The sequence below is a fragment of the Butyrivibrio sp. NC2002 genome (genome assembly GCF_000702265.1).
GTDB lineage: Bacteria > Bacillota > Clostridia > Lachnospirales > Lachnospiraceae > Butyrivibrio.
Window position 1 is genome coordinate 249,372 of the sequence record NZ_JNKZ01000004.1, and the last position, 25,017, is coordinate 274,388.

Annotated in this window: 28 protein-coding genes, 2 pseudogenes and 1 riboswitch; of the genes and pseudogenes, 4 read left to right on the forward strand and 26 right to left on the reverse strand. The window is 39.6% G+C overall.

The genetic code is table 11. From position 1 onward, the window contains the following. Positions 1 to 49: 49 nt before the first annotated feature. The 6 genes and pseudogenes from T543_RS01160 to T543_RS01180 all read right to left on the reverse strand — a co-directional run bounded on the left by T543_RS01160 (position 50) and on the right by T543_RS01180 (position 3,071). Positions 50 to 826, reverse strand: a complete 777-nt coding sequence (locus T543_RS01160) for a GNAT family N-acetyltransferase (RefSeq protein ID WP_330369905.1) — start codon at positions 824 to 826, stop codon at positions 50 to 52. 34 nt (positions 827 to 860) lie between these two features. Continuing rightward, complete coding sequence (locus T543_RS15765; RefSeq protein ID WP_155843094.1) at positions 861 to 1,010, reverse strand: hypothetical protein; 150 nt, start codon at positions 1,008 to 1,010, stop codon at positions 861 to 863. 7 nt (positions 1,011 to 1,017) lie between these two features. After that, positions 1,018 to 1,566 carry a GNAT family N-acetyltransferase gene (locus tag T543_RS01165; RefSeq protein WP_035764887.1) on the reverse strand — a complete coding sequence of 183 codons (549 nt, stop codon included), beginning with the start codon at positions 1,564 to 1,566 and terminating at the stop codon, positions 1,018 to 1,020. 130 nt (positions 1,567 to 1,696) lie between these two features. Continuing rightward, positions 1,697 to 1,993: a HigA family addiction module antitoxin gene (locus T543_RS01170; RefSeq protein WP_035764888.1), complete on the reverse strand. Its 297-nt coding sequence runs from the start codon at positions 1,991 to 1,993 to the stop codon at positions 1,697 to 1,699. Positions 1,994 to 2,010: 17 nt separating this feature from the next. Beyond that, positions 2,011 to 2,268, reverse strand: a pseudogene (locus tag T543_RS16540) (type II toxin-antitoxin system RelE/ParE family toxin); the annotation flags it as partial. 254 nt (positions 2,269 to 2,522) lie between these two features. Further along, the gene (locus T543_RS01180; protein ID WP_035764889.1) at positions 2,523 to 3,071 is read right to left on the reverse strand and encodes a TetR/AcrR family transcriptional regulator; all 549 of its coding nucleotides are present in this window, start codon (positions 3,069 to 3,071) and stop codon (positions 2,523 to 2,525) included. A gap of 145 nt (positions 3,072 to 3,216) precedes the next feature. Here T543_RS01180 and T543_RS01185 point away from each other — a divergent pair, with 145 nt between their 5' ends. Further along, on the forward strand, positions 3,217 to 4,710 hold the full coding sequence (locus tag T543_RS01185; RefSeq protein ID WP_035764890.1) for a radical SAM/SPASM domain-containing protein: 1,494 nt from the start codon (positions 3,217 to 3,219) through the stop codon (positions 4,708 to 4,710). A 143-nt stretch (positions 4,711 to 4,853) separates the two neighbouring features. Here T543_RS01185 and T543_RS01190 read toward each other — a convergent pair whose 3' ends face one another. The 4 genes from T543_RS01190 to T543_RS01205 form a co-directional block, all read right to left on the reverse strand. Then, on the reverse strand, positions 4,854 to 5,699 hold the full coding sequence (locus tag T543_RS01190; RefSeq protein WP_035764891.1) for a carbohydrate ABC transporter permease: 846 nt from the start codon (positions 5,697 to 5,699) through the stop codon (positions 4,854 to 4,856). 16 nt (positions 5,700 to 5,715) lie between these two features. Continuing rightward, entirely contained in the window at positions 5,716 to 6,639 is a 924-nt protein-coding gene (locus tag T543_RS01195; RefSeq protein ID WP_242839434.1) for a carbohydrate ABC transporter permease, read from the reverse strand. Between the two features lie 153 nt (positions 6,640 to 6,792). Beyond that, the gene (locus T543_RS01200) at positions 6,793 to 8,244 is read right to left on the reverse strand and encodes an ABC transporter substrate-binding protein (RefSeq protein WP_035764894.1); all 1,452 of its coding nucleotides are present in this window, start codon (positions 8,242 to 8,244) and stop codon (positions 6,793 to 6,795) included. 52 nt (positions 8,245 to 8,296) lie between these two features. Next, positions 8,297 to 10,237, reverse strand: coding sequence for a glycoside hydrolase family 127 protein (locus tag T543_RS01205; protein ID WP_035764897.1), 1,941 nt, complete (start codon positions 10,235 to 10,237; stop codon positions 8,297 to 8,299). Positions 10,238 to 10,533: 296 nt separating this feature from the next. On the opposite strand from T543_RS01205, the gene T543_RS01210 reads away from it, so the two are divergent. After that, a complete protein-coding gene (locus tag T543_RS01210) occupies positions 10,534 to 11,547 on the forward strand; it encodes a LacI family DNA-binding transcriptional regulator (protein WP_242839457.1) in 1,014 nt (337 codons plus the stop codon). 220 nt (positions 11,548 to 11,767) lie between these two features. Here the strand turns inward: T543_RS01210 and T543_RS01215 are convergent, their stop codons facing one another. From T543_RS01215 to T543_RS01265, 13 genes and pseudogenes are all read right to left on the reverse strand, one after another. Next, entirely contained in the window at positions 11,768 to 12,739 is a 972-nt protein-coding gene (locus tag T543_RS01215) for a DNA/RNA non-specific endonuclease (RefSeq protein WP_051638445.1), read from the reverse strand. A gap of 44 nt (positions 12,740 to 12,783) precedes the next feature. Continuing rightward, positions 12,784 to 12,858: riboswitch (cyclic di-GMP riboswitch) on the reverse strand. A 178-nt stretch (positions 12,859 to 13,036) separates the two neighbouring features. After that, positions 13,037 to 13,213: a hypothetical protein gene (locus T543_RS15530; protein ID WP_330369906.1), complete on the reverse strand. Its 177-nt coding sequence runs from the start codon at positions 13,211 to 13,213 to the stop codon at positions 13,037 to 13,039. Positions 13,214 to 13,320: 107 nt separating this feature from the next. After that, complete coding sequence (locus tag T543_RS01220; protein ID WP_035765819.1) at positions 13,321 to 13,734, reverse strand: EamA family transporter; 414 nt, start codon at positions 13,732 to 13,734, stop codon at positions 13,321 to 13,323. A 121-nt stretch (positions 13,735 to 13,855) separates the two neighbouring features. After that, positions 13,856 to 15,232: a replication-associated recombination protein A gene (locus T543_RS01225; RefSeq protein WP_035765821.1), complete on the reverse strand. Its 1,377-nt coding sequence runs from the start codon at positions 15,230 to 15,232 to the stop codon at positions 13,856 to 13,858. A 160-nt stretch (positions 15,233 to 15,392) separates the two neighbouring features. Next, positions 15,393 to 15,869, reverse strand: a pseudogene (locus T543_RS01230) (virulence RhuM family protein); the annotation flags it as partial. 215 nt (positions 15,870 to 16,084) lie between these two features. Next, entirely contained in the window at positions 16,085 to 17,173 is a 1,089-nt protein-coding gene (locus T543_RS01235; RefSeq protein WP_035764903.1) for a hypothetical protein, read from the reverse strand. Positions 17,174 to 17,272: 99 nt separating this feature from the next. Beyond that, on the reverse strand, positions 17,273 to 17,686 hold the full coding sequence (locus tag T543_RS01240) for a P-loop NTPase family protein (RefSeq protein WP_197023906.1): 414 nt from the start codon (positions 17,684 to 17,686) through the stop codon (positions 17,273 to 17,275). A 43-nt stretch (positions 17,687 to 17,729) separates the two neighbouring features. Then, on the reverse strand, positions 17,730 to 18,290 hold the full coding sequence (locus tag T543_RS01245; RefSeq protein ID WP_035765825.1) for an NUDIX hydrolase: 561 nt from the start codon (positions 18,288 to 18,290) through the stop codon (positions 17,730 to 17,732). A 33-nt stretch (positions 18,291 to 18,323) separates the two neighbouring features. Further along, the gene (locus tag T543_RS01250) at positions 18,324 to 18,689 is read right to left on the reverse strand and encodes a cupin domain-containing protein (protein WP_035764906.1); all 366 of its coding nucleotides are present in this window, start codon (positions 18,687 to 18,689) and stop codon (positions 18,324 to 18,326) included. Positions 18,690 to 18,833: 144 nt separating this feature from the next. Beyond that, positions 18,834 to 18,971: a hypothetical protein gene (locus tag T543_RS15775; protein WP_155843096.1), complete on the reverse strand. Its 138-nt coding sequence runs from the start codon at positions 18,969 to 18,971 to the stop codon at positions 18,834 to 18,836. A 96-nt stretch (positions 18,972 to 19,067) separates the two neighbouring features. Then, entirely contained in the window at positions 19,068 to 20,093 is a 1,026-nt protein-coding gene (locus tag T543_RS01255) for a virulence RhuM family protein (RefSeq protein WP_026659688.1), read from the reverse strand. Between the two features lie 21 nt (positions 20,094 to 20,114). After that, complete coding sequence (locus tag T543_RS14920) at positions 20,115 to 20,474, reverse strand: NADPH-dependent FMN reductase family protein (protein ID WP_155843098.1); 360 nt, start codon at positions 20,472 to 20,474, stop codon at positions 20,115 to 20,117. Between the two features lie 115 nt (positions 20,475 to 20,589). Then, positions 20,590 to 21,132: a type IV toxin-antitoxin system AbiEi family antitoxin domain-containing protein gene (locus T543_RS01265; protein ID WP_035764909.1), complete on the reverse strand. Its 543-nt coding sequence runs from the start codon at positions 21,130 to 21,132 to the stop codon at positions 20,590 to 20,592. Positions 21,133 to 21,666: 534 nt separating this feature from the next. Between T543_RS01265 and T543_RS16145 the strand changes: the two genes are divergently transcribed. Both T543_RS16145 and T543_RS16545 read left to right on the forward strand, forming a co-directional pair. After that, positions 21,667 to 21,993: a cyclic nucleotide-binding domain-containing protein gene (locus tag T543_RS16145; protein ID WP_242839435.1), complete on the forward strand. Its 327-nt coding sequence runs from the start codon at positions 21,667 to 21,669 to the stop codon at positions 21,991 to 21,993. Positions 21,994 to 22,049: 56 nt separating this feature from the next. Further along, positions 22,050 to 22,310: a Crp/Fnr family transcriptional regulator gene (locus T543_RS16545; RefSeq protein WP_334291516.1), complete on the forward strand. Its 261-nt coding sequence runs from the start codon at positions 22,050 to 22,052 to the stop codon at positions 22,308 to 22,310. Here the strand turns inward: T543_RS16545 and T543_RS16425 are convergent. The 3 genes from T543_RS16425 to T543_RS01280 form a co-directional block, all read right to left on the reverse strand. Beyond that, positions 22,208 to 22,705: a hypothetical protein gene (locus T543_RS16425; protein ID WP_155843100.1), complete on the reverse strand. Its 498-nt coding sequence runs from the start codon at positions 22,703 to 22,705 to the stop codon at positions 22,208 to 22,210. The two genes, T543_RS16545 and T543_RS16425, sit on opposite strands and share 103 nt — an antisense overlap. A gap of 28 nt (positions 22,706 to 22,733) precedes the next feature. Next, complete coding sequence (locus T543_RS01275) at positions 22,734 to 24,143, reverse strand: carbon starvation CstA family protein (RefSeq protein WP_035764911.1); 1,410 nt, start codon at positions 24,141 to 24,143, stop codon at positions 22,734 to 22,736. Between the two features lie 126 nt (positions 24,144 to 24,269). Continuing rightward, positions 24,270 to 24,968, reverse strand: a complete 699-nt coding sequence (locus T543_RS01280) for a 5'-methylthioadenosine/adenosylhomocysteine nucleosidase (protein WP_035765829.1) — start codon at positions 24,966 to 24,968, stop codon at positions 24,270 to 24,272. Positions 24,969 to 25,017: the final 49 nt, after the last annotated feature.

Below are 25,017 nucleotides of genomic sequence, written 5' to 3' on the forward strand. Positions count from 1 at the left end.
TTTTCTACATGTTTTGCTTCGCAGCTCTCATTGTCTATATAACTGAAAGTTATGAATTCATCTCATCAACAACGTCCGCCGGCTTTACAGTCATTTCTACCCATGCCGGAATAAAACCGCTTTTAGCCGCATTTCTGGCTGATCTGATGTTTGACCATGCAGAGCAATAGAACGGAACTTTTCCCCGATTTAGAATCTCTTTTGCCAGTTTGCTAGTCAGTGCTGATGCAATCCCTTTTTGCCTGTATTCCGGCAGAACGTCTATGCCTATCTGCCACATTTCATCGCAATCTGCTGAACAGGCCGCAAAACCAATCAATCTGCCATTATCGTATGCTCCAATACCCAGCATATCCAGATGGCTGCGATCCTTGCATAGTGCATTACTCCATTCAGGCAGGTACAAATTCTTGAAATCATCCTGTCCAAGTATTCTTGTCTCATATAAACATTGTATATTGGGAATCCTCTCCACATCAGGAAGGTAGTACTCCGCCATAAAACATATCTTGTACCCACGCTCTGCAAGACGTTCCTCAAGCCAGTGCATATTTGGAGTCTCAAAAAGATGGTAGAACTCATATTTTTCTATGTATTCAGAAACCAGATCTTCCACTTCGCCCATTGTGGCAGCTACAACATTATTACCATAAGAAACAAAGTTGCAGGTGATTGGTTCTTTATAATACCTGCGTGCCTTTTCTCCTAAGCAAAACTTACATATTATATTTTTCTCAGATAAAAAATCCTCCGCTTTACATCCTATATCTTCAGCGGATTGTCTTATTGCGATTTCTTTAATCTCTTTATTTGTCAGCATTTTCATATTCGAATAAATCCTCTCTATTATCGGAGATTTATCAGTTGTTTTTCTTGTACCTCTTATATGTTGGATGAGAATCTCCATAGGTAAAAGAAACTGTGCTCAGATCCAAATCTGCTGTATCTATCACTATATGATCGCAGTCTTCGAACCAGCTCTGTGTTCTCTTTTTGTTTAGTAAGAACAATCCAATCTCACCTATCTGATCTTAGAATTGCATACCAACTGGAATCATTAAGTCCCTGGTTGTTAATATCTGAGCTACGGAGTGTCCCTTCGTACTTCATTCCACATTTTTTCATGACCATACCGGAGTGTGGATTATTAACATCATGCCTTGATTCGATACGATTTGCTTCCACTTTGTCAAAAAAGAAATCTATGACTGCTTTTAATGTTTCAGATGTAATACCCTGATTCCACCAACACTTTCCGATACAGTATCCGATATGGATCATGTTTATACTCTCTTTCATACCAACTGCAGAGATACTGCCTATCGGTTCATCTATTTCTTTTAGAACAATGGCCCACTGATAGTACCTTTCATCCTTATATGAATCCACCCACTGTTTTAAAATCTCTTTTGTAACATCCACCGTTCCATGAGGTGGCCAAGTCAGATACTTAGTAACTTCTTCGTCATTTGCCCAGTTCTTAAACATGGCATCGGCGTCTTCACTCTTGAATTGTCTCAGTATAAGCCTTTCTGTTTCGATTGTCTGTGTCCCACAATGCTTCATCTTATCCTACTCTCCCTCGTATTTCCTATCATCTTTTCCGACAACTTATGGATTATCATACCTTTTTCAGACAAAAATAAAATAGCTCCGGACATCAACTAATCAAATCTTGATTCCAGAGCTATTACAATCATCCCTCTTTTACTGCGTCCAGAGGAAAGGGTATTACATTTGATGGTTCATTTTGCTGTGCTATCCATAGCGTCAGTTTCTGCTGCATATTCATCCAGCTTTCTGGAGATGTATTAGTTGCCTTGCTTATCCTTATGGTCATTTCCGGGCTAAGAGAAGCTTTCTCATTAACAAACTCTGACAATGCTTTTCTACTTACTCCTAGCATTCTCGCTGCATCGGTAACTGTGAGATTCAATGGTTTCATTACATCTTCCAAGAATACATTTCCTGGATGTGTCGGTCTTCTAGTCATGTATTTTTCCTCCTTCCTCAGTGATAGTCCATGTAGTCTACAAGAAATGCATCCTGACCCTCAAAGTAAAAAATCATTCTCCAATTACCATTGACGGTAACAGACCACATATCCTGCTTATCACCTTTAAGTGGGTGTAATCTATACCCAGGCAAGTTCATATCTTGAGCACTGGTGCTGGCATCCAATCGGTCAAGCATTCTCGCTAATTTCGGTGCATGATCTGGCTGAATTCCCTTCTTTGAACCAGTTTCATAGAAATCTTTTAAGCCTTTATGTGCAAACGATTATATCATGTTATTATTATAACCTGTAACGTTACAGGTGCCAAACTCCCTTTCTGTATTATTTACCTTCTCCAGAATCTGATATTAAGCAAAATAGTTATAACTGTTCCAACACCAGTAATTATCAGCCGCGTGTTCATAGGTGTCACATCACTTCAAAGTTAAGTGCAACATCACAATCGGTAATATTACACCATCTTCCTAATTATTGCTTGCATTGATAATTTCTTCTGCCATATCCATCATTCCAATCTTAAGGTTTCTGAGCATACCCTTGCCATATATTCAGGAGATTCTTTCATACCGTTTTTTATCCATGTCAGCGACACTTCCCATAAGCCGGCAGCAATACCTCTGGCAATGTATTCATGTTGGGAAGCGTATTCGCTGTCTGAGGCAATAGACAAGGCATTATAGAACATATCCGTAAAAGAGATATTTGAATTACGGATAAGTACACACATGTCTTTATCGGAGTGCAGCCTTGAAAACACCTTTAAAAACCACTCATATGTGTTACTTTTCTGCAACACTCCTGTCAGAGAAGCGCTGAGCTCGTCAGTTATGTTTTTTGTAATGTCCTGAATGATAGCCTCTTTTGAAGGATAATTTCTGTAGACAGAAGCTCTTGAAGCTCCTGATTTTTTTATTATCATGGTCATATTTATATCTTTGTACGGATGCTCTTTCATCAATCCGATCAGCGCATCACAGATGCATTCTTTAGTAATTCTGTTGGACTCCTTATTTGACATTCTTCGTATATTTCTTTTTTCAAGCTCTGTGGACATTTTGGCCTCCATTTGTATTGTCACGACATTTTGTAAAATTATGTATCAAATACGCACAACATATTGTTTGACATTTGTATAGATGATATAACTGTATTATCAGACAAATGTTTTGTCAATATACATAAAAATACTGGGAGACGATATGAACACATTTACAAATATTTCACATGCAGCGCAAAGACAAGCTTTTAGTGTCCTGATAGACAAATTCCTTGGCCATCTTGATAAGACTGAGGACCGCACCAAAACATACTTAAAGCTCGTTGATGAAGCAGAACGCTTTTGGGGAAAAAAGGCTGCTGATCCTGAAAAACTGGAAGCTGTTAGACGTGCATTTAAGGATCCGGATAACCGCTGGGTAAACTTTATAAACAGAGTATTGGATGAAACTGATCCGCATGTAGCCAAAATGACCATGCTCAATCTGGGGTACGAGGCTTTCTTCAGGGGAACAAAGACTATACGGAAGAACAGGGAAAAATACGGCTGTAACATACCATGGCTTATACTTTTTGATCCTACTTCTGCCTGCAATATGCACTGTAAAGGATGCTGGTCAGGCACTTATGGACCAAAGAACAATTTGTCTTTTGCCGATATGGATAAGATAGTAACTCAGGGAAAAGAGCTGGGCGTGTATCTCTATATGATGACAGGTGGAGAGCCCCTTGTCAGGAAGGCAGATATACTTAAGCTTGCAGAAAAGCATAATGATGTGCAATTCGGAATATATAGTAATTCAACTCTTGTGGATGATGATTTTTGTAAAGAGGTTGTACGGCTGGGAAATATTACATTCATGCTTTCCATAGAGGGGACACCTGAAACTAATGATGCAAGAAGAGGAATCGGTCATTATGATGCAGTGATGAATGCAATGTCTCTTTTCAAAAAATACGGGATTCTCTTTGGTACATCTATTTGCTATACAAGAAATAATATTGAAGCCGTGACAAATCCTGAATTTATAAAGTATATTGCAGAAAAAGGCGCGAGATTTGGCTTTTTCTTCCACTATATGCCGGTTGGAAATAATGCGGTACCGGAGCTGATGCCTACCGTAGAACAGAGAAAGCTGATGATAGAACGTATCAGATGGATTCGCTCAAACGAATGTGATACAGGCTTCTTTCCGATGGATTTTCAGAATGACGGAGAAGCTGTAGGTGGATGTATTGCAGGTGGAAGGAATTATTTCCATATTAACTCAAACGGAGATGCAGAACCTTGCGTTTTCATCCATTTTTCAAACACTAATATACATGACAATTCTATTTTGGAAATGCTAAAGAGTCCGCTTTTCATGGAATATCATAAGGGACAGCCCTTTAATAAAAATCACTTAAGACCGTGTCCGATGCTCGAAAATCCAAAACTTCTAAGGGAGATGGTGGAAAGATCAAAAGCACATGGCACAAATGAAGAATCGGATGAGAGTGTAGAGCATTTATGTGCAAAGTGTGATGACTATGCTCTCAAGTGGGCCCCTGTTGCCGATGAGATTTGGAAATCGCAGCCACATCAAAAAAAGAAGTATGAAAATTATGCACCGGCTAATAGGATAGAAAATGATAATCTTATGAAATTTGAAGAGAAGAAAACAGACCTTGCCAAAGATTTCAAAAAACATGCATGATTATAGATAAGCGTTCTGGAAAATTAACAACAAGATATAAGATGCGGAAAAGAGCCGTCCTTAGGCGGCTCTTTTTCCACATCGTTTTCTCCAAGATACCATTTCATAAAACGATTCAAGTATTTCATTTTTTCCCCTATATATTAGTTTTTCATACCAGTCAGTACTATACCTTCTACAAAGCTCTTTTGCCCAAATATATAGATTACTATACCAGGCAGAATAGTCATAAAAGTGGCTGCCATAGCCATGGGCCAGTTTGTTCCAAAAGAGCCTGTGAAATTGGTGAGTGCAATGGCAAAAGTAAACTTGCTCATACTGTTAATGTAGATTATCTGCTGGAGCATATCATTCCAAATCTGTATAAATAACATCATTCCAACAACAACTACTGCTGGCTTGATCGCAGGAACAAGAATTGTCCACAATATCCTCATGCGGCTGGCCCCATCTATTGATGCAGCTTCATCAAGATCCCTGGGGATTGTCATAAGAAACTGCCTGATCAGGAAGATGTTAAAGAATCCTCCACCTGTTAAAAACGGCAGGATCAGAGGCCAATATGTGTCACCAAGTCCTAAGAATTTTGTCCACACAATATAAAGTGGAATCAGCGTAACCATGCCTGGAAGAAGAATTGTGCTGACACAGATCTTAAATATAAGATTTTTGCCTCTAAACCTTAGTCTGGCAAAGGCGTAGCCACAAAAGATGGCAGTAATAACACCAAATGTCACAGCCGGAATGATAATCAAAAAGGTGTTTTTAAAATATGTCCAGTATTCGAAGGTCTGAAGGGTCTTGGTGTAGTTGGACCATAGCCACTCTGTTGGAATAAAGGATGGCGGATAAGCGTTGACCTGCGCAACACTCATAAGTGAAGATCTGAATATCCACCATATTGGAAGGAGTGTCAGAAATGCAAAAAATAAGGCAATCAATGTTACAACTGAGCGGTTTGCCAGTTTCCTTTTTTCTTTTCCTGTCATGTTTGCTCCCCCTTTCTCACGCTTCATCGCTAAAGATGCTATCTTTTTGAGTTACAAATAATACTATTGTAAAAATGCCTACTAGAACAAAGAATATAACTGAAAAAGCTGCTGCATATCCAAGCTTATTTTTTTCAAATCCATACATGTAGATAACATAAGATAAAAACATAGACTTCTTGTCCGGGCCGCCATTTGTAAGGGCTAGAGCCGGATTAACTACCTGCAGATGTGTGATAAGAGCAGTCAATACATTATAAAAAATAATAGGCTTGATGCATGGAATAGTTATGTTCCAAAATCTCTGCCATGAGTTGGCTCCATCTATCTGAGCTGCTTCCTTGTACACAGTAGGTACATTTTGAAGTCCTGCAAGGAATATTACTATGAGATTTCCGCTGGCCCATACTGCGATGAGAACAAGGGCCGGTATTACCTGCCTTGGACTGTCCAAAAATCTCTGGGGTGGAATTCCTAGCATTCTGAAGATGAAGTTAAAGAGTCCATAGTTCTGCTCATAAAGCCATTGCCAGCCTTTGAAAACACCTATTGCCGGTAGCAGATAGGGTATAAAGAAAATAGATCTGAAGATAGTTCTTCCAAAAATATCCATGTTTAGAATAAGTGCTATCACCAAAGAATAGATAACCGCGCCGATAACTGCCAAAAATGCATACAAAAGCGTTGCCTTTACAGCACTTGTAAAATACACATCTTTTGTAAAAATCCTAATGTAATTATCCAGACCCACAAATTCAGGGGTGGACAAACCATTATAGCTAAACAAACTAAGTACAAACACTGCTATGGTAGGAAGATAACTTATAAAGGTGATTCCAAGGAATGCCGGAATCAGGCACAAATAGGCACATCTTTCCTCTTTTCTATTATATTTGGACTGAGAAGTACGTATTTTTCTTTTGCTGGATGCTCTTTTCATACTCTTCGCCTCGCTTGTACTATATATCCCCGCAACTTCCATTGTATAATCTCTCTCCCCTGATATCAACGCCGGCGAAGGCAGTTATACTGCACTTTTGACCATGTTTCATGGGGTATAATAAACTGTCTTCGCACGGCAATGTATTAATTGTTAATTATTTGTGCTGAAAATATCATTTAGCTCATCATAATACTCATCGATAGCTTCTTTCATTGTCTGATCACCAGACCAAACAGCCGAGAATGCTGAATCAAGAGTTGCATTAAACTCGTCTGTTGCATTGATGTAATACCATGCTGTTGACTGAGAATTATCTCTTGCGTAGTCTACTACTGCACTCTTGTACATATCATGGTCAGGATAATTAGGGTTATCAATCCACTTATTTGTAAATTCATCATCTGTGTACCACTTATCAAGAATAGGCATCCATGTTCCTGCTTCAATAAGTGACCAGCTGTTTTCTTCCTGGTAGTACCACTTGAGCCATGTCATAGCTTCTTCAGGGTGCTTGGATGTAGCAAATACCACGTTTGGTCCGCCAGTACAAATTGTAACCTTCTCCTTCATGTAAGGAAGAACGCCTACGCCATATTTAAAATCTGCAGATGGTCCAAGGAAGGTTCCAACATTCCAGGTTCCATCTGTAGCCATAACAACCTTCTTGGAACCAAGTGAGGATTCAAGCGCGTTAGCTGCGCTTGTTACAGGAGGTGCACAGTGATAAACATCTGAAAGGTCTGCAATTTTCTGCAGTGCTTCTACTGTTGCATCGTCATTGATAGTACATTCTTTGCCGTCAGCACTATAATATCCGCCACCGTTACTCTTTGCCCATACTTCAAGCTGCCATGGAAGAGTGTTAACTGTGCAGCCGTAAACATCAACGTTTGCTGGATCAAAGTCTGGACTTAATGCGTTATTACCATTGATATCAACTGTGAGAGTCTGAGCTATCTTAACAAATGTATCCCAGTCCCATGCACTGTCTGCACTTGCAGGAGGTGTAAAATCAGCAACATTTAATCCCTGTTTGGAACAGATTTCTTCCAAAAGATCTATGTTGTACCAAAGGTTAAGTACCTCATTGGCTGCTGAATAAGCCACAGGTGTTCCCTGATATTTAAAGGTTATGGAATCAAGAGGTTTGGAATCACCTTCATCGTACATTGAGCTGATGTCTGCAAGTAATCCATTCTCTGCAAATTTTAATACTCCAGCTTCACTCATGATGGCTGTATCAGGAAGTTCTCCTGCTGTAGCCATTGCGTTTAACTTGGTTACATAGGTATCATGGTCAATCTTGATTACTTCTACTTCAATTTCATCCTGGGATTGATTGAACTTATCAGCTACCGCCTGAGTTGCAGCAGTCTCTGTCTCATTGCCCCACTGAGCATAGGTAATATGTACCTTTTCTCCAGTGCTCTCACTAGTTGAAGCAGGTGTCTCTGTCTCTGTTTTAGATGTCTCTACTGCGTTCTGCGTTGTGTCCTGCGCTTCCCCCTGTGCGCTTTGAGAACTAGCACCACAACCTGTTACCAACATTGCCGTAGTAGTAACAACAGTTAATGCCATGCTCAACAATCTTTTCTTTTGCATACTTGAAATATCCTCCTTTAGAAAATTATTTTTCAGCAGTAATGTTCTATCTTTAGATAGAAATATTCTGCCAGACTTCCATCTCTCCAATACCTCTGTTGTTCCAAAAAGCATAGGGAACCGCTCTGATCTTCACAGGCTTCTTAGTAAATCTTGCCTCTCCGTAAAGGCTGCCATCTTCAATACCAACACTCTTAACCCTGTAGCCCTCATACTCTATCGTCGGTACTTCTCCCGGGAATTCTTCATAAGCTTTGCCCTTTAGCAGATTAGCATCAGTGTCCACGTAAATGTCAGATAAGTTCTGTCCATTGTCCGCCTCCTCCAGGCAATAGACCATAGGTCCATGCATTACAGCAACCTTACCTGCATCAGCCCTGACATTGTGGTCTGCTGCCACAAATCTTGGATGAACCCCCATATTAAGCTCAATCCTGTGTTTACCACCCTTAAGAGCAATTACTGCATAGTTATTGTCAGCTATATAGGAAAGCTTTTCACCATCAAGGGCTATCTCCATATCTTTGGCATAGGCCGGAACTCTTATCCTGATATCTGTAGCCTGCAGAGTAGAAATCCTGATATCTACTGTTCCATCTGTCAAAAGAGCTGACTTAAGCTCCGCAAATATTTCCTGACCGGAATTATCCACCGAAAGGGTTGATGATATGAACTGATTAATGTAGATTCCCTTTTCATCACAAGCATATAAATACTGAGAAAGAGAAGCCAGCGTTCTCGCAAGATTAGGAGGACAGCAGGCAACACTAAACCATTTCTGCCTGACAGGTTTAACGTGATCCATATAGGTATTCTCAGTACAAAACTGCGGAATCATCTCTAATGGATTTACGTAAAAATATCTGTCTCCTTCCAGATTCATAGCTGCCAGAATAGTGTTGTACAATACTCTTTCAACTGTATCGTAATAGCTTGCATTTTTCTTTAGGGCAGCCATCCTCTGTCCAAACATCATCATTCCCACAGAAGCACAAGTCTCACAATAATTTGTGCTGTTAGGCAGGTCGTAATCTGTGGTAAAGCACTCCAAAAATCCGCTGCTGCCAATTCCTCCTGTGATATACATTCTCTTGCCTACCATGTTATCCCACAGTCTGTCACAGGCTTTTTCCATTTCTTTATCCTGCTGCCATTTTGCCAGGTCTGCCATAGCACTGTACAGGTACATTGCCCTTACAGCATGACCTTCAGCCTCAGTTTGTTCTACTGGAGGTTTCTCTGCCTGTGCATACTTCATAGAATAGTTTCTAAACTCAGGAAAGAACTCAGGGCCTTTTCTGCCATCAATCTCATTCTGCAAATAATTAGGTGCAGTTCCCCTCTGCCTGACAAAATAATCAGCCTGCTTTAAGTACTTGTCATCCCTAGTCCACCTATAAAGCTTGATCAAAGCCAGCTCAATTTCTTCATGCCCTGGAACTCCAGGAATCTGTCCTTTCTTTGTTCCAAATACCCTGCAAATAAGGTCAGCATTCCTCATTGCAATTTGAAGAAATTTCTCCTTACCTGTGGCCAGTGCATAAGCAACTGCTGCCTCAATCATATGTCCTGAGGTATATAATTCGTGTCCCTCAACCAGGTTTGTCCATTTCTTTTCCGGAGCTGTTATCTGAAAGTAAGTATTTAAATATCCGTCTTTTTCCTGAGCCTTTTCCAAAATATCAATCACCTGATCAATTTTACCTTCAAACTGAGTCCCGCTACCTATTGCAATGCAATAGGCAGCTGACTCTATCCACTTATATAGATCAGTATCAAGAAAAACTACTCCTTGCCGTTCTCCCTCTTGTAGTCCGGCAGCTATACGGAAGTTTTTGATACATCCCGTAGGATCAGTTCCTTCCAGTTCATCATTTAGAGCTTTCCACTGATGAACCAGCATGACTTCACTTACTTTATTGATATAATGTCCGAATAAAGGATCAGTGACTTTTACCTGCTGAAGTTTCAATGGCCTTATTTCTTTTTCCATACCCAATGCCCCTTCATATTTTTTCCTCCTTCTAGTTGTGTGCAAAGTTAACGTTTTCCCTTTTCATATATAAAGCTGTAGTCCTCGCTACAACTCATGATATTCTTTTAACTCATCTCCCAATTTCATTTTAGGTAATCGTTTACCTTAATTTGGATTTTATATTGTTGCATTATATATGTAAATAGCAATTTTCAATAATATTGCGAGCAATTTTTTGGTTGTTTTTTATTAAGAAAACGTTTACCATTATCTTGTAATTAGTATTTTGGAAGTGAGGACGAACTGTGTCTAATATGAAGGACATCGCCAAAAAAGCCCAGGTATCTGTCGCAACAGTATCCAAGGTTTTAAATGGCACCGGAAATATAAGTGAAGAGACCACCAGAAAAATTCTGGAAATTGCTGAGGAACTTAATTATCATCCCAACCTCTATGCCAGAAATCTAAAAACTGGTTCCAGCAGGACAATTGGAATCCTTGCAGAGGACCTTACCGTATTCAACACTCCTCCAATAATAGACGGCATCGGAGCCTGTTGTGAAGAGAAGGGTTATCGTTATCTCTTGGAAAATCTTCGCATAAACACTCTTGGTATTGATCCTGACAATGACAAGGATAGATACTCAGAAATCAAAAACAATGCAGTTTCACACATGAGTTCCATGCAGGTTGATGGAATTATTTATCTTGGCTGCCATTCTCACAGAGTAGTACCAAGCATATTTGAAAACAACATTCCTTTCGTATGCGCTTACTGCATTTCTCCATCCCTTGCGATTCCTTCTGTTTTGTATGATGATCAGCACGCCGCCTGTGAAGCAGTTTCTCTTCTGATCAAAAAAGGGCACAAAAAAATAGCCACCATAACTGGCAAAGTAAGCAGTGTTCACACCAGATGGCGACTAACAGGTTATCAAGAATCCTTATATGATCACAACATACCATATAATCCGGGATATGTAATCAACGGAGACTGGTCAAGAGACAGTGGCTACAGTGCCACCAAGAAACTTATCAGACAGCATGTGACTGCTATTTTTTCCCACAACGATGAAATGGCCATGGGCGTAATAGATGCCTGCAATGATGCCGGGATTCAGGTTGGCAAGGATATTGCACTTATTGGCTTTGATAACAGGGAATTATCAACAGTGTGTCGTCCAACACTCACAACTGTTGAGCCTCCACTTTTTGATATCGGCTACAAATCAGCCGAAGGCCTGATTTCAAAAATTGAACATAAAGAAGACATTCTGCAGGGCGAAGTGCGACTTCCTTGCAGGATAATAGAAAGAGATTCTACCTGATTGGTATCTGGTTGCAGGCACATAAAACATAGTTAAAGAAATATGCCCGGTGACAAATGAGTCTCCCGAGCATATGGCATACGTTCTATTTCTTTTTGTTTCCTGTTGAAACTAATGATAATGGAGTTTTATCATCTTGGCTAATACGTGATGGTTATTGCCTGCGATAAGCTAAGACTATAACCAAAACTTATTTCTCTGTAAGTTTTACCAATAAAACTTATGGATGGCAGTGTCCGCATGAAGAATATCCCTGAGCGATGATATCATCACGGCTTGAGGACGATGTTGCATAGTTTTCAGCTTTAATCTTCTTAACATCCTTACATGAAGGATAGTGGAACTTCTTAGTGTTTTTATTGGCAATATAGCTTGCACTCTGGACTTGCTGATCTGGTTGTTCCACCTGTGATTCTACAACTGCTTCAGTTTGAGATGGCGAGCTTCTTGTGGTTTCCTGCCCAGAACCATTTGAAGTTATGTTAAAACCTTCATCAAGCTGATTGCTGCCATCTGCATAATTGATCAGGACTCCGGGCTGAACATTGTAGCAGAATACATTAAAGCTTACTCCCTTTCCACCATCTTCAACAGAATAGGCTTCCATCTTCACACCATCGCACAGAAGATTATTACCCGAGAAGATCGGTGTAACACGATACATCACATGATTTCCGGTTGATTCTACGTAACCTGCAACCCTGTTCTCATAGGGTAGCATCTCCTCGATATTGAAATACCTTGTCCCGGTTATGAGATTCTTTTCATTAGCGTTCTCACCGGTCAGCTGATAGCCAATGAGATGGCATCTGTTATAAAGGTATGGTGGTTCAGAATTTACAATTCCTGGATATTTGTTTTGGTCCCAGCCCGTGGGCTTCACAGAACCGATTGAGCCACGTTCTTCTGTTGGCATTATATCCTTGCCAACGCAGGCTATTGCTGTTGTGCATCGTCCAAGAGAGTCAAAGTCTCCATATCTCTCATATGAAGCTGTCGTAATTTCATCAGCTGTAAACTCTGGTACATTATTGTTTATGGCCACTGAAGCATTTCCTGAAAAAGAGGCAGCTGACTCAGCTGCTTCTACCTGAATCGCTGACAAATTGAAGGAGAAAACTGTGCATATCAACAATTCAAAAGCAATTATCAGTGCCTGTGCACTTGTACCTGTTCTCCTTTCCCGCATCATTCTTTCCTCTTAAAAACAAAAAACACCGCAAAGCTGCGGTGTGTAGTTGCAGCTGGCTGACTCATTAAGTCCCTATAGCTTTGTGTCGCCGGATCACTCCGGTTTTACCAAAGTATTTTACTACAAACATTGTAGTGCCCATGTTAAATTCAATCAATCAAATTTCTATTAACAAACCATTAAAAATATGTCTTCTCCCACCGTAATAGTGGTAATTTCAGGTTTATTGGAAAGGCAGTTCTTCATCATAGCTTTCTTCCTCTTTGATCAAGCCATCTTCTCTGGTCTGTTCCCAGGTTATCCCATATGAAGCACCACCAGATGTATATCTGGCAATAAAGTAGAAATATCTCTGTCGAGCATTGTTCCCCAAGCAGCGTTCATGACATCAACGCTGCCATCTTCGTTGAATGTCGATATCATAAGTACTGGCATTGGGAATATTGCTTCTGTTGTCTTGATTTCCTGTTTCATTGCTTCTGTCCTCCTATGTTTATTTTTTTATAAAATTGATTTTGTTTTGTTTATAATGTTATCCCTACGAACCACCGATTTGTCGTTTTTTGGATTATCCTGAAAAATTATACTACCATCAGCAATGTTCCGACTCCAATCAAGATACATCCTAAGATTGATTTTGCTGTAAACTGTTCATGCAGGAACAAGAATGCAAGCACTAGCGTAATCACCACACTGAGCTTGTCTATAGGCACTACTTTGGAAGCTTCTCCCATCTGCAATGCTTTGTAATAACATAACCACGAAGCACCCGTAGCTAAACCTGAAAGAATAAGAAATATCCAGCTTTTTTTACCGATCGTTGATAAACCGTTCTGTGCATGAGTTATAAAAACCATAATCCAAGCCATTCCGACCACTACCACGGTTCGGATAGCCGTAGCTAGATTAGAATCAACCCCTTCAATTCCTATCTTTGCCAGTATTGATGTCAATGCTGCAAATATTGCCGATAACAATGCAAATACAATCCACATATATCTAAAGCCTTCCCATCTTTTTTTCTTCCTACAAACGCCACTTTGATTAAAGCTCATGGTAATAAGGGTAGATGCTATCATTATGCCCATCCATCCTTCATGCAAGATCCTTTTGGTATTATTCCCACGGTCTCTCGGGATTACCCTCTTCAGAAGGATCCTTATATTCATATCTCAGCGGATCTTTTCCTATGTTTCTAAAATACTCTTTTATATCTTTTTCATGACCGATATCATTCGGCTCATAGAATGTCATATCCTTTATTGCATCCGGAAGATACTGCTGCTCTACCCAATGATTGGGATAATTGTGAGCGTATTTATATCCAACACCCCTTCCAAGCTTTGCGGCCCCTTTATATGAGGAGTCCTGAAGATACGGAGGGATTGGGAGGTTTCCGGTTTCTCTTACTGTCTGCAGTACCTTCTCAATTCCGAGATAAGCTGCATTGGACTTAGGAGCAGAAGCGATGTAAGTTGCTGCCTGGGCAAGTATTATTCTTCCTTCAGGCATCCCGACACGCTCAACTGCTACAGCTGCGGATGCTGCAACACATATGGCCATGGGATCCGCATTTCCAACTTCTTCAGATGCTGCAACCAGCATTCTCCTGGCTATGTACTTAACATCCTCTCCTGCAGCAAGCATACGTCCAAGATAGTAAAGTGCTGCATCAGGATCTGACCCACACATGGATTCTATGAATGCTGCTATGGTGTCATAGTGATTATCACCGGTCTTATCATAGCGGATTGCTTTCTTCTGGATGCATTCCTCTGCTACCGCAAGATCTACATGGATCTTTGCATCTGCTGAAGGCTTTGTGGTGAGCACTGCCAGCTCTATTGCATTGAGCGCCGCTCTGGCATCGCCATCTGCTATGTCTGCAAGGAAATCTGCCGCTTCATCCGTTATCTCTGCGTTATACTGCTTTACACCCCTGTCTGACTCAAAAGCTCTTTTTATGAGAGTCAGAATGTTTTCTTTAGACAGAGGCTTTAGTTCAAATATCCTTGACCTTGATATAAGCGCCCCGTTCACTTCAAAGTACGGATTCTCAGTAGTAGCACCAATCAGTATCAGTGTGCCATCTTCAACGTATGGAAGCAGATAATCCTGTTGAGCTTTATTAAATCTGTGTATCTCGTCGATGAAAAGGATTGTCTTTCTTCCGTATCCACCAAGGTTATTCTTGGCAGTCTCAACTACAGACTCCATATCTTTTTTGCCAGCTATCGTAGCATTGACCTGATGGAAGTCTGCCGAGGTAGTATTGGCAATCACTTTTGCAAGTGTTGTCTTTCCTACCCCGGGAGGTCCATACAGGATTATTGAGCTCAGTCTGTCTGCCTTGATAGCACGATAAAGCAGCTTATCTTCGCCGATTATATCTTCCTGCCCCACAACTTCATCAAGTGTCTGTGGGCGCATTCTTGCAGCTAAAGGCGCTTCTTTTTCTTTTCTACCATCTGCCATGTATTCAAAGAGATCCATATCAGCATATGCTCCTTTGTCCAATTTCACTCTCTAAATTATATCATGTCCAGGTGTTTACTTATCACCACTTTTCCCGCCCTATCTGCCTTACATCACTGGACATTACCATATTCCATGCTTATAAACGATTTAGCACTTTCAGATGTCGTGAATCTTTTATACTTAGAACCTGACGATATAGCACCTTCTCAGATGAGCGGATGTCCCTAATTCGATCCAGAAGTTCTTTCCAGTAGTTTCCGCCGCCATTCCCCTTTAGCCTAGCATCATCCATTGCAAAGCCTTTGATGATATATTCCTTTAAAACAGAATTTGCCCATATACGGAACTGAGTTCCGCGGATAGATTTCACACGATATCCGACAGAAATAATTACATCTAAATTATAAAAGTCTACATCATAGACTTTTCCATCAGCGGCAGTGTAGGCAAATTTTGCCCACACTGAATCTTTCACCAACTCTCCTTCTTTAAAGATATTACGAACATGCTTACCTATAACACTTCGGTCTCTTTGAAACAGCTCCGCCATCTGATCGATTGAAAGCCATACTGTTTCATTTTTTAAGTTGACCTCAATCTTGGAAAGTCCATCATCCGTCTGATATATAATAATCTCACCAAATTCATCCATATCTTTCGCACTCTCCTCAAAACCCAAAACTCATCCTTAAAATATCCCGCTTCAATACGTGAAGCATCCTTTCTCCTTTTTGGCAGCTGCTACTGGAATCACAATTAAGGCATTACATCTGAGTGTCAACCTAGTTTTGTTTTTATTCAAATCGCTTTGTTGTACATGAATAAAAATATGGCGCCCTAAGAACTGACGTCAGAATCCATGTGTTATTATTTATGCCCTTTGCTCTCTTTTAACCATACGCGATATGCCACCCTAGCATCTTTAATGAGATCCTCTTCATTAAGCAGCCCTGCCTCGATAGCAGCTTCTACTTCTTCCGGTGCCATTCGTCTTAAGAATGTCATAGGATTCTTTTTAAAATACCATGTCTTTTCAGTAGCATACCATTTCTTCTGATCCGGACTCCATTTACAACCAAGCCTTTTATACCTTTCTTTGTCGCCATAAGAAACAATTAAGTATAACGGCTGCCTTGAAGCCATAAATTCGTTAGCTTTTCTAAGAAATAAATCATGCGCTTCCTGGTATTTTCGGATTGTTTCTTCCTGTAATAATCGCTCTGAATAAGTTATTTTATCCATGTATTTTTTTAGCTGCTTGCTGCATTCTTCTGGCTCTTTTTCTAAATCATCTAACACGGCGCAGGATTTCTCGTGTATAGACTCTTTGATCTTTATACCTCTGGCTTCTGAATACTCAACATAATCTTTGTACCGGCTAGCAACTTCATTCTTTTTTATTACCATCCAGTCGACTATTATTTCGCAGGGTATCAACTCTCCATCTTTAAACTCATGCATGCTGAACGGATATGGTAATTGTCCCATTTCATCTACCCTATGCACATAATCCTTCTTTGATGATACTGCCTGCCTCAACGCATCCCATAATTCATCCTTCATTATCCTTTCATAATCAGACAAATATATGTTGTACCTGGACTCAGCTTCCTTAATTTGGCTAAGGGTAGGCATAATAATATCCTTCCCAGAATCCACCGTACTATTCTCTTTCAAATAATCCTCAAGTAAAATCCAGTCCGGTTCCCAAAGAGGTTGTCCATCAAATTTGGGCTCCTTGGAATTACTCTCCGCATTGTATTTGGGACGATAGTAATCTATCAAGAGATCTTTATATGCTCGTTGGCTAATCCTATTTGGACAAATGCCTAAGAACACCTTACAATCCTCCTGTATTTTCCTCTTATGCTGGAGTACATTTTCAGCATGATCAGTCATACCTATATAAATAATCTCATCACCTGCAACATATTTATATAAATACCTTGTCTGCATTACCACACCTCCTACAACAAATAAGGAAAGGCAAACATTTAAGTTTATTTGCAGCTCTAAGAACTTCTATTCATGTGGTGACGAGCACATCCAAATCTTCTATTGTTGCCTTTCTGTAATCCATTTATCAGCCTCTTCTCTTGTTTTAAAAGTTATCACGTTCTTTTCAGGATAATGCGCAAAAAGCTCCAATAGCTTTGGTCTGTTTTCTTTTTCATAGTTCCTGACCAGTTCCACAAGTTCTGGATCAATTTTTTCTTCTGTCCATGGAATATCCGGACGTATTTGTCCCACTCGTTTGCTAATTCCATCCATGCAAGTATCTTCGGAATAATTCAAAAAAAAGATAGTATCACAGGCAGCAATACGTTTTTCATAAGTCCTGCTATAATCACCATCTATTATCCAACTATCAAGTTTAACAAGTTTATCAAGCTTTGCATCAAATTCATCTCTGGAAACATGTGTCTTGTCAGCCTTCCACCAGATGTTATCAAGATGATAAAGTGGCAATCCCAGCTTTTCGTGAAGCTTAATAGCAAAAGTACTTTTTCCGCTACCGGAACACCCAAGGACAATGACTTTTTTTCATTGATAGCTGATTAAACATCTCACCTTTTATAAGCTTGAGCACTCTGAGTTCACGTTTTATCATAACCTCATTAAAATAGCTTTCGCTTGTATAAATGTCATTAGCAGCTATCGCAGTATCAAGATCAACAACTCTCAGGACAAAACCCGCATCTTCTTCATAATCATCAAGATCCTGGTCTACAAGTTCATCCTGCACGTCACAATAATAGTAATAGTTTTCCTGTTCAAAAATAGTATTCTCGCTCTTATCGCTTTTCTGTCTACGAAGAACACTTCCAAATTCCCGAATACTATCAGGAATAACAACCATTCCTGATTCTTCCCTGACTTCTCGTATCAGAGCTTCTTTTTTATCTTCATCATCATGTATTCCGCCGCCAGGAAACTTGAAATATTTCTCTTTCTTGCTATAAACAAGAGCTATCTTATCTCCTTGAAAGATAATGGCTCTTGCCGAAGGTCTGCGAAATACAGCATCAGTATCCTTATAATCGTTTAAGTCTATCTCAAAAAGTGTTTTCATATCCTCTTCATCCAGTATGTATCTATAATCCAATCATTTCTTTTCTTGATATGCATAGCCAAAGTTAATAGGAGGCGCTGTTACCGACACATATACAAATTCCTCATCACCATCATTTAACAGGCCATGCACATCTTTATCCTCACACCTCACCACATCCCCTGCAACAAATTCTTTTTCTATATCATCTGCAAGCAACAATTTGCCTGTACCTTTTGTTGCATACCAGATCTGTTCTGATGTTTCATGGATATGCCTTGGCTGACAGGAGCCTATTTCAAGATGAACTTCAGTGATTGTCACTCTCTTACTGGAAGAATTGTCAGGGTTTAATAGTTGTCTGGAGATTACTCCTGGATTCGATAATTCAATAATGCTATCACTACTTATAAATTCCATTGCTCCCCTTCCTCCAAAGCTTTTTCGTAATCATCTTTTATCAAGTAGTCTCTGTGCCAGTATGGTTTTCCCTGTATGAGACGCTCCTGTAATAAGTATTATCATAATGTCCTCGCCAACTGTCTGTAGTTATTCAATCTATCTTCATACATTCTGTCCTTCGCTGTCTATTTTTTCTAGCGTATCGTCAAGAATAGCTTTTCTAAGATCTGTGAGCCACTCGGAAAAAGCAACAGTATCAAATGCATGCCGATCATTAGTAATATGATACTCACCCTTCAATATCTTCCCTAATAGGCGTCTAAAACCTTTTATTCAATGGCACACCTACCGTATTATCATCAGGTCATTCCTGCCTTATGTTACTTTATGCGATTGTTACTTAGTTGAATCTGCGATATTCTCAGTACTGTTAATCAACTTATCAAAGTCACTTTCATATGTCTTGTCCTGTATAAGTCTATATTTTTCAAACTCGCTCTCTGCAAATTCTTTTGCTATAGCCGCAGTTACTTTCCCTTTATTTTGCAGAACTTCAGCATCGTTAAAAACAAGAAATGCATCTAATTTCGATTTCCAATCTGCCATTGTCATCGGAACATGCCTCTTAGCCTGCCTCGTCGCATAATCAAGATACATTGTTACTATCTCATTTAGTTCTTGGATTTCATCTTTTAACAAATAGTTTTTTGCTATTGAAACATCCGTCTTTATGATTTTCCCATCCGGTGCGTTTTTCCATGAAGTTAATCCCATGTGTTCCTTTGTGTGATCAGCTCTGGATACGATAAGTTCAGCAGCTGTGTTTCCATGAACAGCATAATGCATTTTATTCTGCACCGTTGCATAGAATTCTCTTGTCACAGGAGCATCTTTATCATAATCTGCAGCAGTTGCATATATATCTGTTATTTTCTGGTAGAATCTTCTTTCACTGGCTCGTATTTCCTGAATTTCAGCTACTAACTGATCAAAATAATCTTCATCAAATATTTTTCCATTCACTAGTCTGCTTTTATCAAGAACATAACCCTGTTTAGTAAATGCATCTAATACCTTCGTTGCCCATTGTCTAAATTGTGTTGCCTTATCAGAATTTGTCCTATATCCTACAGCAATAATCGCTGCCAAAGAATAAAACTTATAATTGTAGTTTTTTCCATCATCAGCAGTTTGTGCATATTTTGCACAAACTGAATTTTCATCCAATTCCCCCGAAGAAAAAATTTTTTTGAGATGCTTCGAGACAACTGACCTATCAATATCAAAAAGCTGTGCTATCGCATTTTGAGTTAACCAGACATCTCCATCTTGCACTCTAACTTCTATTCCATCACTTTTAGAATCTTTGGTAAAAATCAAAAAATCAACAGTACTATTTCTTATCTGAACATTCTTTTTCATACGAAAACCCTCTTTTTATCTTTATAAAAGATTCTTATAAAAATCCACAGCCCTCTTTATCTCTTCCTCAGTCGGATTCCCCTTCTGCAAACCTCCCACCAACTTAAATAGGCCATAGGTGTCATATCCTCTTGAAATATAACGTCCAAGCCCGTTATAATGCTTAGACTTGTAGTCCTGATGATTAAGCTCTGTGATGTTGCCTGCAATACCAATCTTTAAGCCATCAAGACAGTTCAGCTTTCCTATAAATCTTTTAATAGAATCATCCGAAATTGAATATCTTATAAAATCAAGGTCAAGATCCTGCGTAGCACGTCTGGCATTCTTAGAAATACTGCGCATTACAACACCGCCCTTAATCGTGGCATTTCTCCCCATTCCACTCTCTGCAATTGCTTTAAGCACTATATCCTGGCATAGCTTAGCTTCAGCATTTGCTTCCTATACCCTTCGCCTTTAATCTTTTCTACTTCATCATGTAAATTCATTTATATCAAAGAACCTCCATCTGTATCTGATTCATAATAATTTCGCCTTTATGGAACATGTAGGCATAATCTTCTACAAGACCAAAATCCATTTCTTCGGTGATACGTCGATAATTTTGAATGATTTCTTTATAATAGTCAAAAGGTATTTTGGATCTAAATCTCATCAATTCTACCAACATGCGTTCCCTATTATATATCCTGATGGATATATTATTGTATTGCATCTCTTCAATGCCAGCATCAAAAATTTCATCTTTTAAAAAAGATTGTTTTACGCGACTATCTCTTATCCGGCTATCTTCCCTCTTTGTAGCAAGATGAAAATAATCGGGAATGACATCTGTAAGAGAGTGATAATAATATGCACTCTTATCAGTAAATACAGCTTTAGGATATTTACTCATTATTACTTCAATATCTGATATATTGCGTCTAGTAGAATATATTCCCTTTTCTTTCATGAAGATATTTCCACTAAGGATCTCTTTTTTGAGTCTATAGTCGCTTCCATATTTATCTATACATTCATTATATGTAAGAAGCATATCTACCCTCCTTTAAAGTAAATATACACACCATATCGTCCTTGTGTGTATGTTTACTTTAATTATAGGATATCTTCCGCTCAATCGCAACATAAATTTGAGTAAACATACACACAATACACCTCTAGTGTGTATATTTACTCCACTCACACACCTTTAAAATTCAGCTAAAACTCTTAGCTGAGCCAAGGCCACCTGTTGCATCTGGGAATCCTTAATCCGTGAATCCACCTCAATTACCTCTTCATACCCCAATACTTTATTCCCTCTATTATTTCTTTCTCATCATCAGACAAATAAATAATTTCCTTGCTCTGGTAACTAAAGAACTTATAAAGGTTAATTCCTAAGTCCAGGCAAATTTTATTTAGTGTTGATACTTCCACTCTATTTTTTCCGTTGACGACATTATATATGCTGTTTTTGGGTATCCTTGTTTTCATGACGCAAGTATAGTATGATTAGAAAAATAATTATGTTGTTATAACCACATTTTTAAAATAAAGGAATAATTTTATGTCTTTGGATAAGAATATGTTAAAAGATAACATCATCTTCAACGGGATGATGCCTGAAGAAATTGACCTTGCTCTTAAAGAGCTCTCTTCCGTAGAGAAAACATATACGAAAGATTCTATAATTTTGCGAGCCGGTGATATTACGGACTCTTTGGGTCTTGTCATTTCAGGAAATGTGACAATAGAAAGCAATGATGCATGGGGAAACCGCACTATTCTGAGCAATGTAGCAATGGGTGGATTCTTTGCTGAGACCTATGCCCTGCTTGAGAACGAACCTCTCTTAGTAGATGTCAGAGCAAATGAAAACTGCCGAATCCTCTTTTTTAAGGTTGGCAGTTAAAAAAACTAAAATCCAATATGAATTTATGGAGCTTTAAGCTGATATCTAATCTTCTCATGATATCCGCTAATAAAAATCTGCACTTATCCGAGAGAAGTTTTCATACATTTCCAAAGACAATCCGTGGACGTGTCATGGCTTACCTCAATTCCGTATCTCTGAAAAAAGGCAGCAACGAGTTTGACATCCCTTTCGACCGCCAACAACTTGCAGATTACCTTAATCTTGAGCGCAGTGCTCTTTCAAAAGAACTTGGCAAAATGAAAAAAGACGGTCTTATCGAAGTCAGGAAAAACCATTTTGAATTGATGTCCTGAATATATATTCTTTTCGATAACCGAATATTGATTCCTGTAAGGGATGCAACCCGTGGATCCATATCATATTTGTCAGTAAATACTTTTGCATTTTTCATAACCTCAGTCAGAATGTCTTCCTGAAGTGTCATTGTCGCCAGACATATGGCAGTAATACCGTTTTCGGTTTCATAGCCTGCTATCTGATATAGCCCTTCAAGAGTCGCATTGCAAAAGTCATGCCCCATGGCTCCGTGAAAATGAATATCAATCAGTCCCGGTATGGCGATAAGTCCCTTCGCATCAAGCACCTGTTCGTCGCCTGAGCATTCTGCAATACGCACTCCTGCTGTGGCAATATCAGTTATTTTAAAGCTTTTATCCTTTGTAAATACTTTGACATTTTTTATCAGCATAGGCTATATCAGCTTTCCTTGATTGCATTTATATCTTTTGCCTTATAAGCTGAAAACAATAATAAGCAAATAAGAATAATGAAACCAAAACGCCTGCAGGATAACCTACGTCAGATCCTAGCTTAAGCCCCTCATCAGCCATAAGGATGTAGGTTACGCTCACAGCTGACATGAAGGTTGCCGGCAATGCCGTATAAAGACTGACTATTTTTCTTTTTTTATGCTTCAAAAGATATGCTGTGCAGACCCAGAGTGAAATCATGGCAAATGTCTGATTGCTCCAGGATGTGTATCTCCACAGTACGTTAAAATCAAGCTGTGAAATAATCGCTCCTAAAGAAAGTAAAGGTATGGTAATTATCAGCCTGTTTTTTATGGGCTTTTGCTGTAGTCCTGTGATTTCTGCAAGGATCAGTCTAGCCGAGCGAAACGCAGTGTCTCCTGATGTTATAGGACAGACAATGACTCCGATTATTGCCAGCACGCCTCCTACCTGTCCCAAAAGGCCACTTGATATTTCATATACTGTACCTGCCTGACCATGTGCTGTTATGGCACTATTTAGCGCTCCTGTCACCCCATAAAAAGCAACTCCTCCTGCAGCCCAAACAAGGGCAATCACGGATTCCGACAGCATAGCACCATAAAACACTTTTCTTCCAAGCTTTTCAGAAGTAACGCATTTTGCCACCATCGGTGACTGAGTCGCATGAAAACCCGAAATAGCGCCGCAGGCAACAGTAACAAACATAAATGGCCATATCGGAAGCCCTTCCGGATGTAAATTGGTAAAAGATATTTCGGGAATTCTGTAGCCTCCTGAGATAATACCCACCAGAATTCCCAGTGCCATTGTTATAAGTGCTGCACCAAACACAGGATAGAGTTTTCCAATGATCTTATCGATGGGAAGCAACGTCGCGAGCACATAGTAGATAAGTATAATTATAGTCCAGAACCGGTTTCCGAATATCTCCGGGGTCAGCCTGGCAAGAAGTGCCGCAGGAGACGTAATAAAGACTGTTCCTATAAAAATCAACAATACAATTGAAAACACCCTGACAGCCCATTTTGCCAATTGTCCCAGGTATATCCCGCTAAGTTCAGCAATGGATGCTCCGTCATGCCTCTCAGAGATCATTCCGGTCATATAATCATGAACGCCACCTGCCAGTATTGCTCCAAAAACAATCCAGAGGAAAACAACCGGTCCAAAGCACGCTCCCATGATAGCGCCAAAGATCGGTCCGGTTCCCGCTATATTAAGCAGCTGCACCAAAAAAGCTTTCCAGGCCGGCATTGGAATAAAGTCCACACCATCATTTTTCGTGTAGGCAGGTGTATTACGCTCATCCGGGTCGAATGCTCTTTCAATTATCCTTCCATAGATGAGGTAACCAAATATTAACACAACAAACGAAATAATCAGCGAAATCATTTTCACCTCCGTACTCATATCCTTTGCTACATCGTGTAGCATAGTCTGGAATAAGTAAATTATTATTGGTCGAGGTAAATGTACGCTCAAAAACCGTGCCTCGTGCTACTGCAGTAGAAAAAAATATCAGTCACTTTCATGTAAAATCATATACTTTGTAACAGCGGCACAATGGATAGCGGCCTCTTCCTCGAACTGTTCGTAGGACATTTCCTCCGAATCATCTGCCTTGTCTGAAATAGCTCTGATGATGACAAAAGGCGTATTATTCAGATAACATGCCTGCGCTATAGCCCCGCCTTCCATCTCGCAGCATAGTCCTCCAAAAGTAGAAATAATATATTCTTTCTTCTCTTTTGAAGCTATAAACTGATCTCCGGTGCATATTCGCCCTTCAAAGACATTTATCTCGGGCGCAGCCTCTTTTACTGCATTCACTGCATCTTTTACCATTGATTCATCTGCCGGAAAGGCTACAATACCATCCACATCCGTTTCACCCGGGGCATACCCTAATGGAGTTAAATCAAAATCATGCTGCACTGCCTCTGATGATACGACAATATCGCCTATATCTATATCAGCATCCAAAGAGCCTGCGACACCGGTATTGATTACTTTATCTACGTCAAAGTTTTGTATAAGAAGTTGTGCGCAGATTCCGGCATTCACTTTTCCGACTCCGCACTTAACAATGATCACATTTTTTCCTTCAAGTTTGCCTTTGTAAAAGTCCATCCCTGCAATCGTGGTAACTATCTTATCTGTCAATTGATCTTGTAGGCTGGAAACCTCCTCATCCATCGCACCTATAATGCCTATCACCTCACGTTTCTCAGAATTCGATCCGCAACCGCACATTATTAAAGCTACC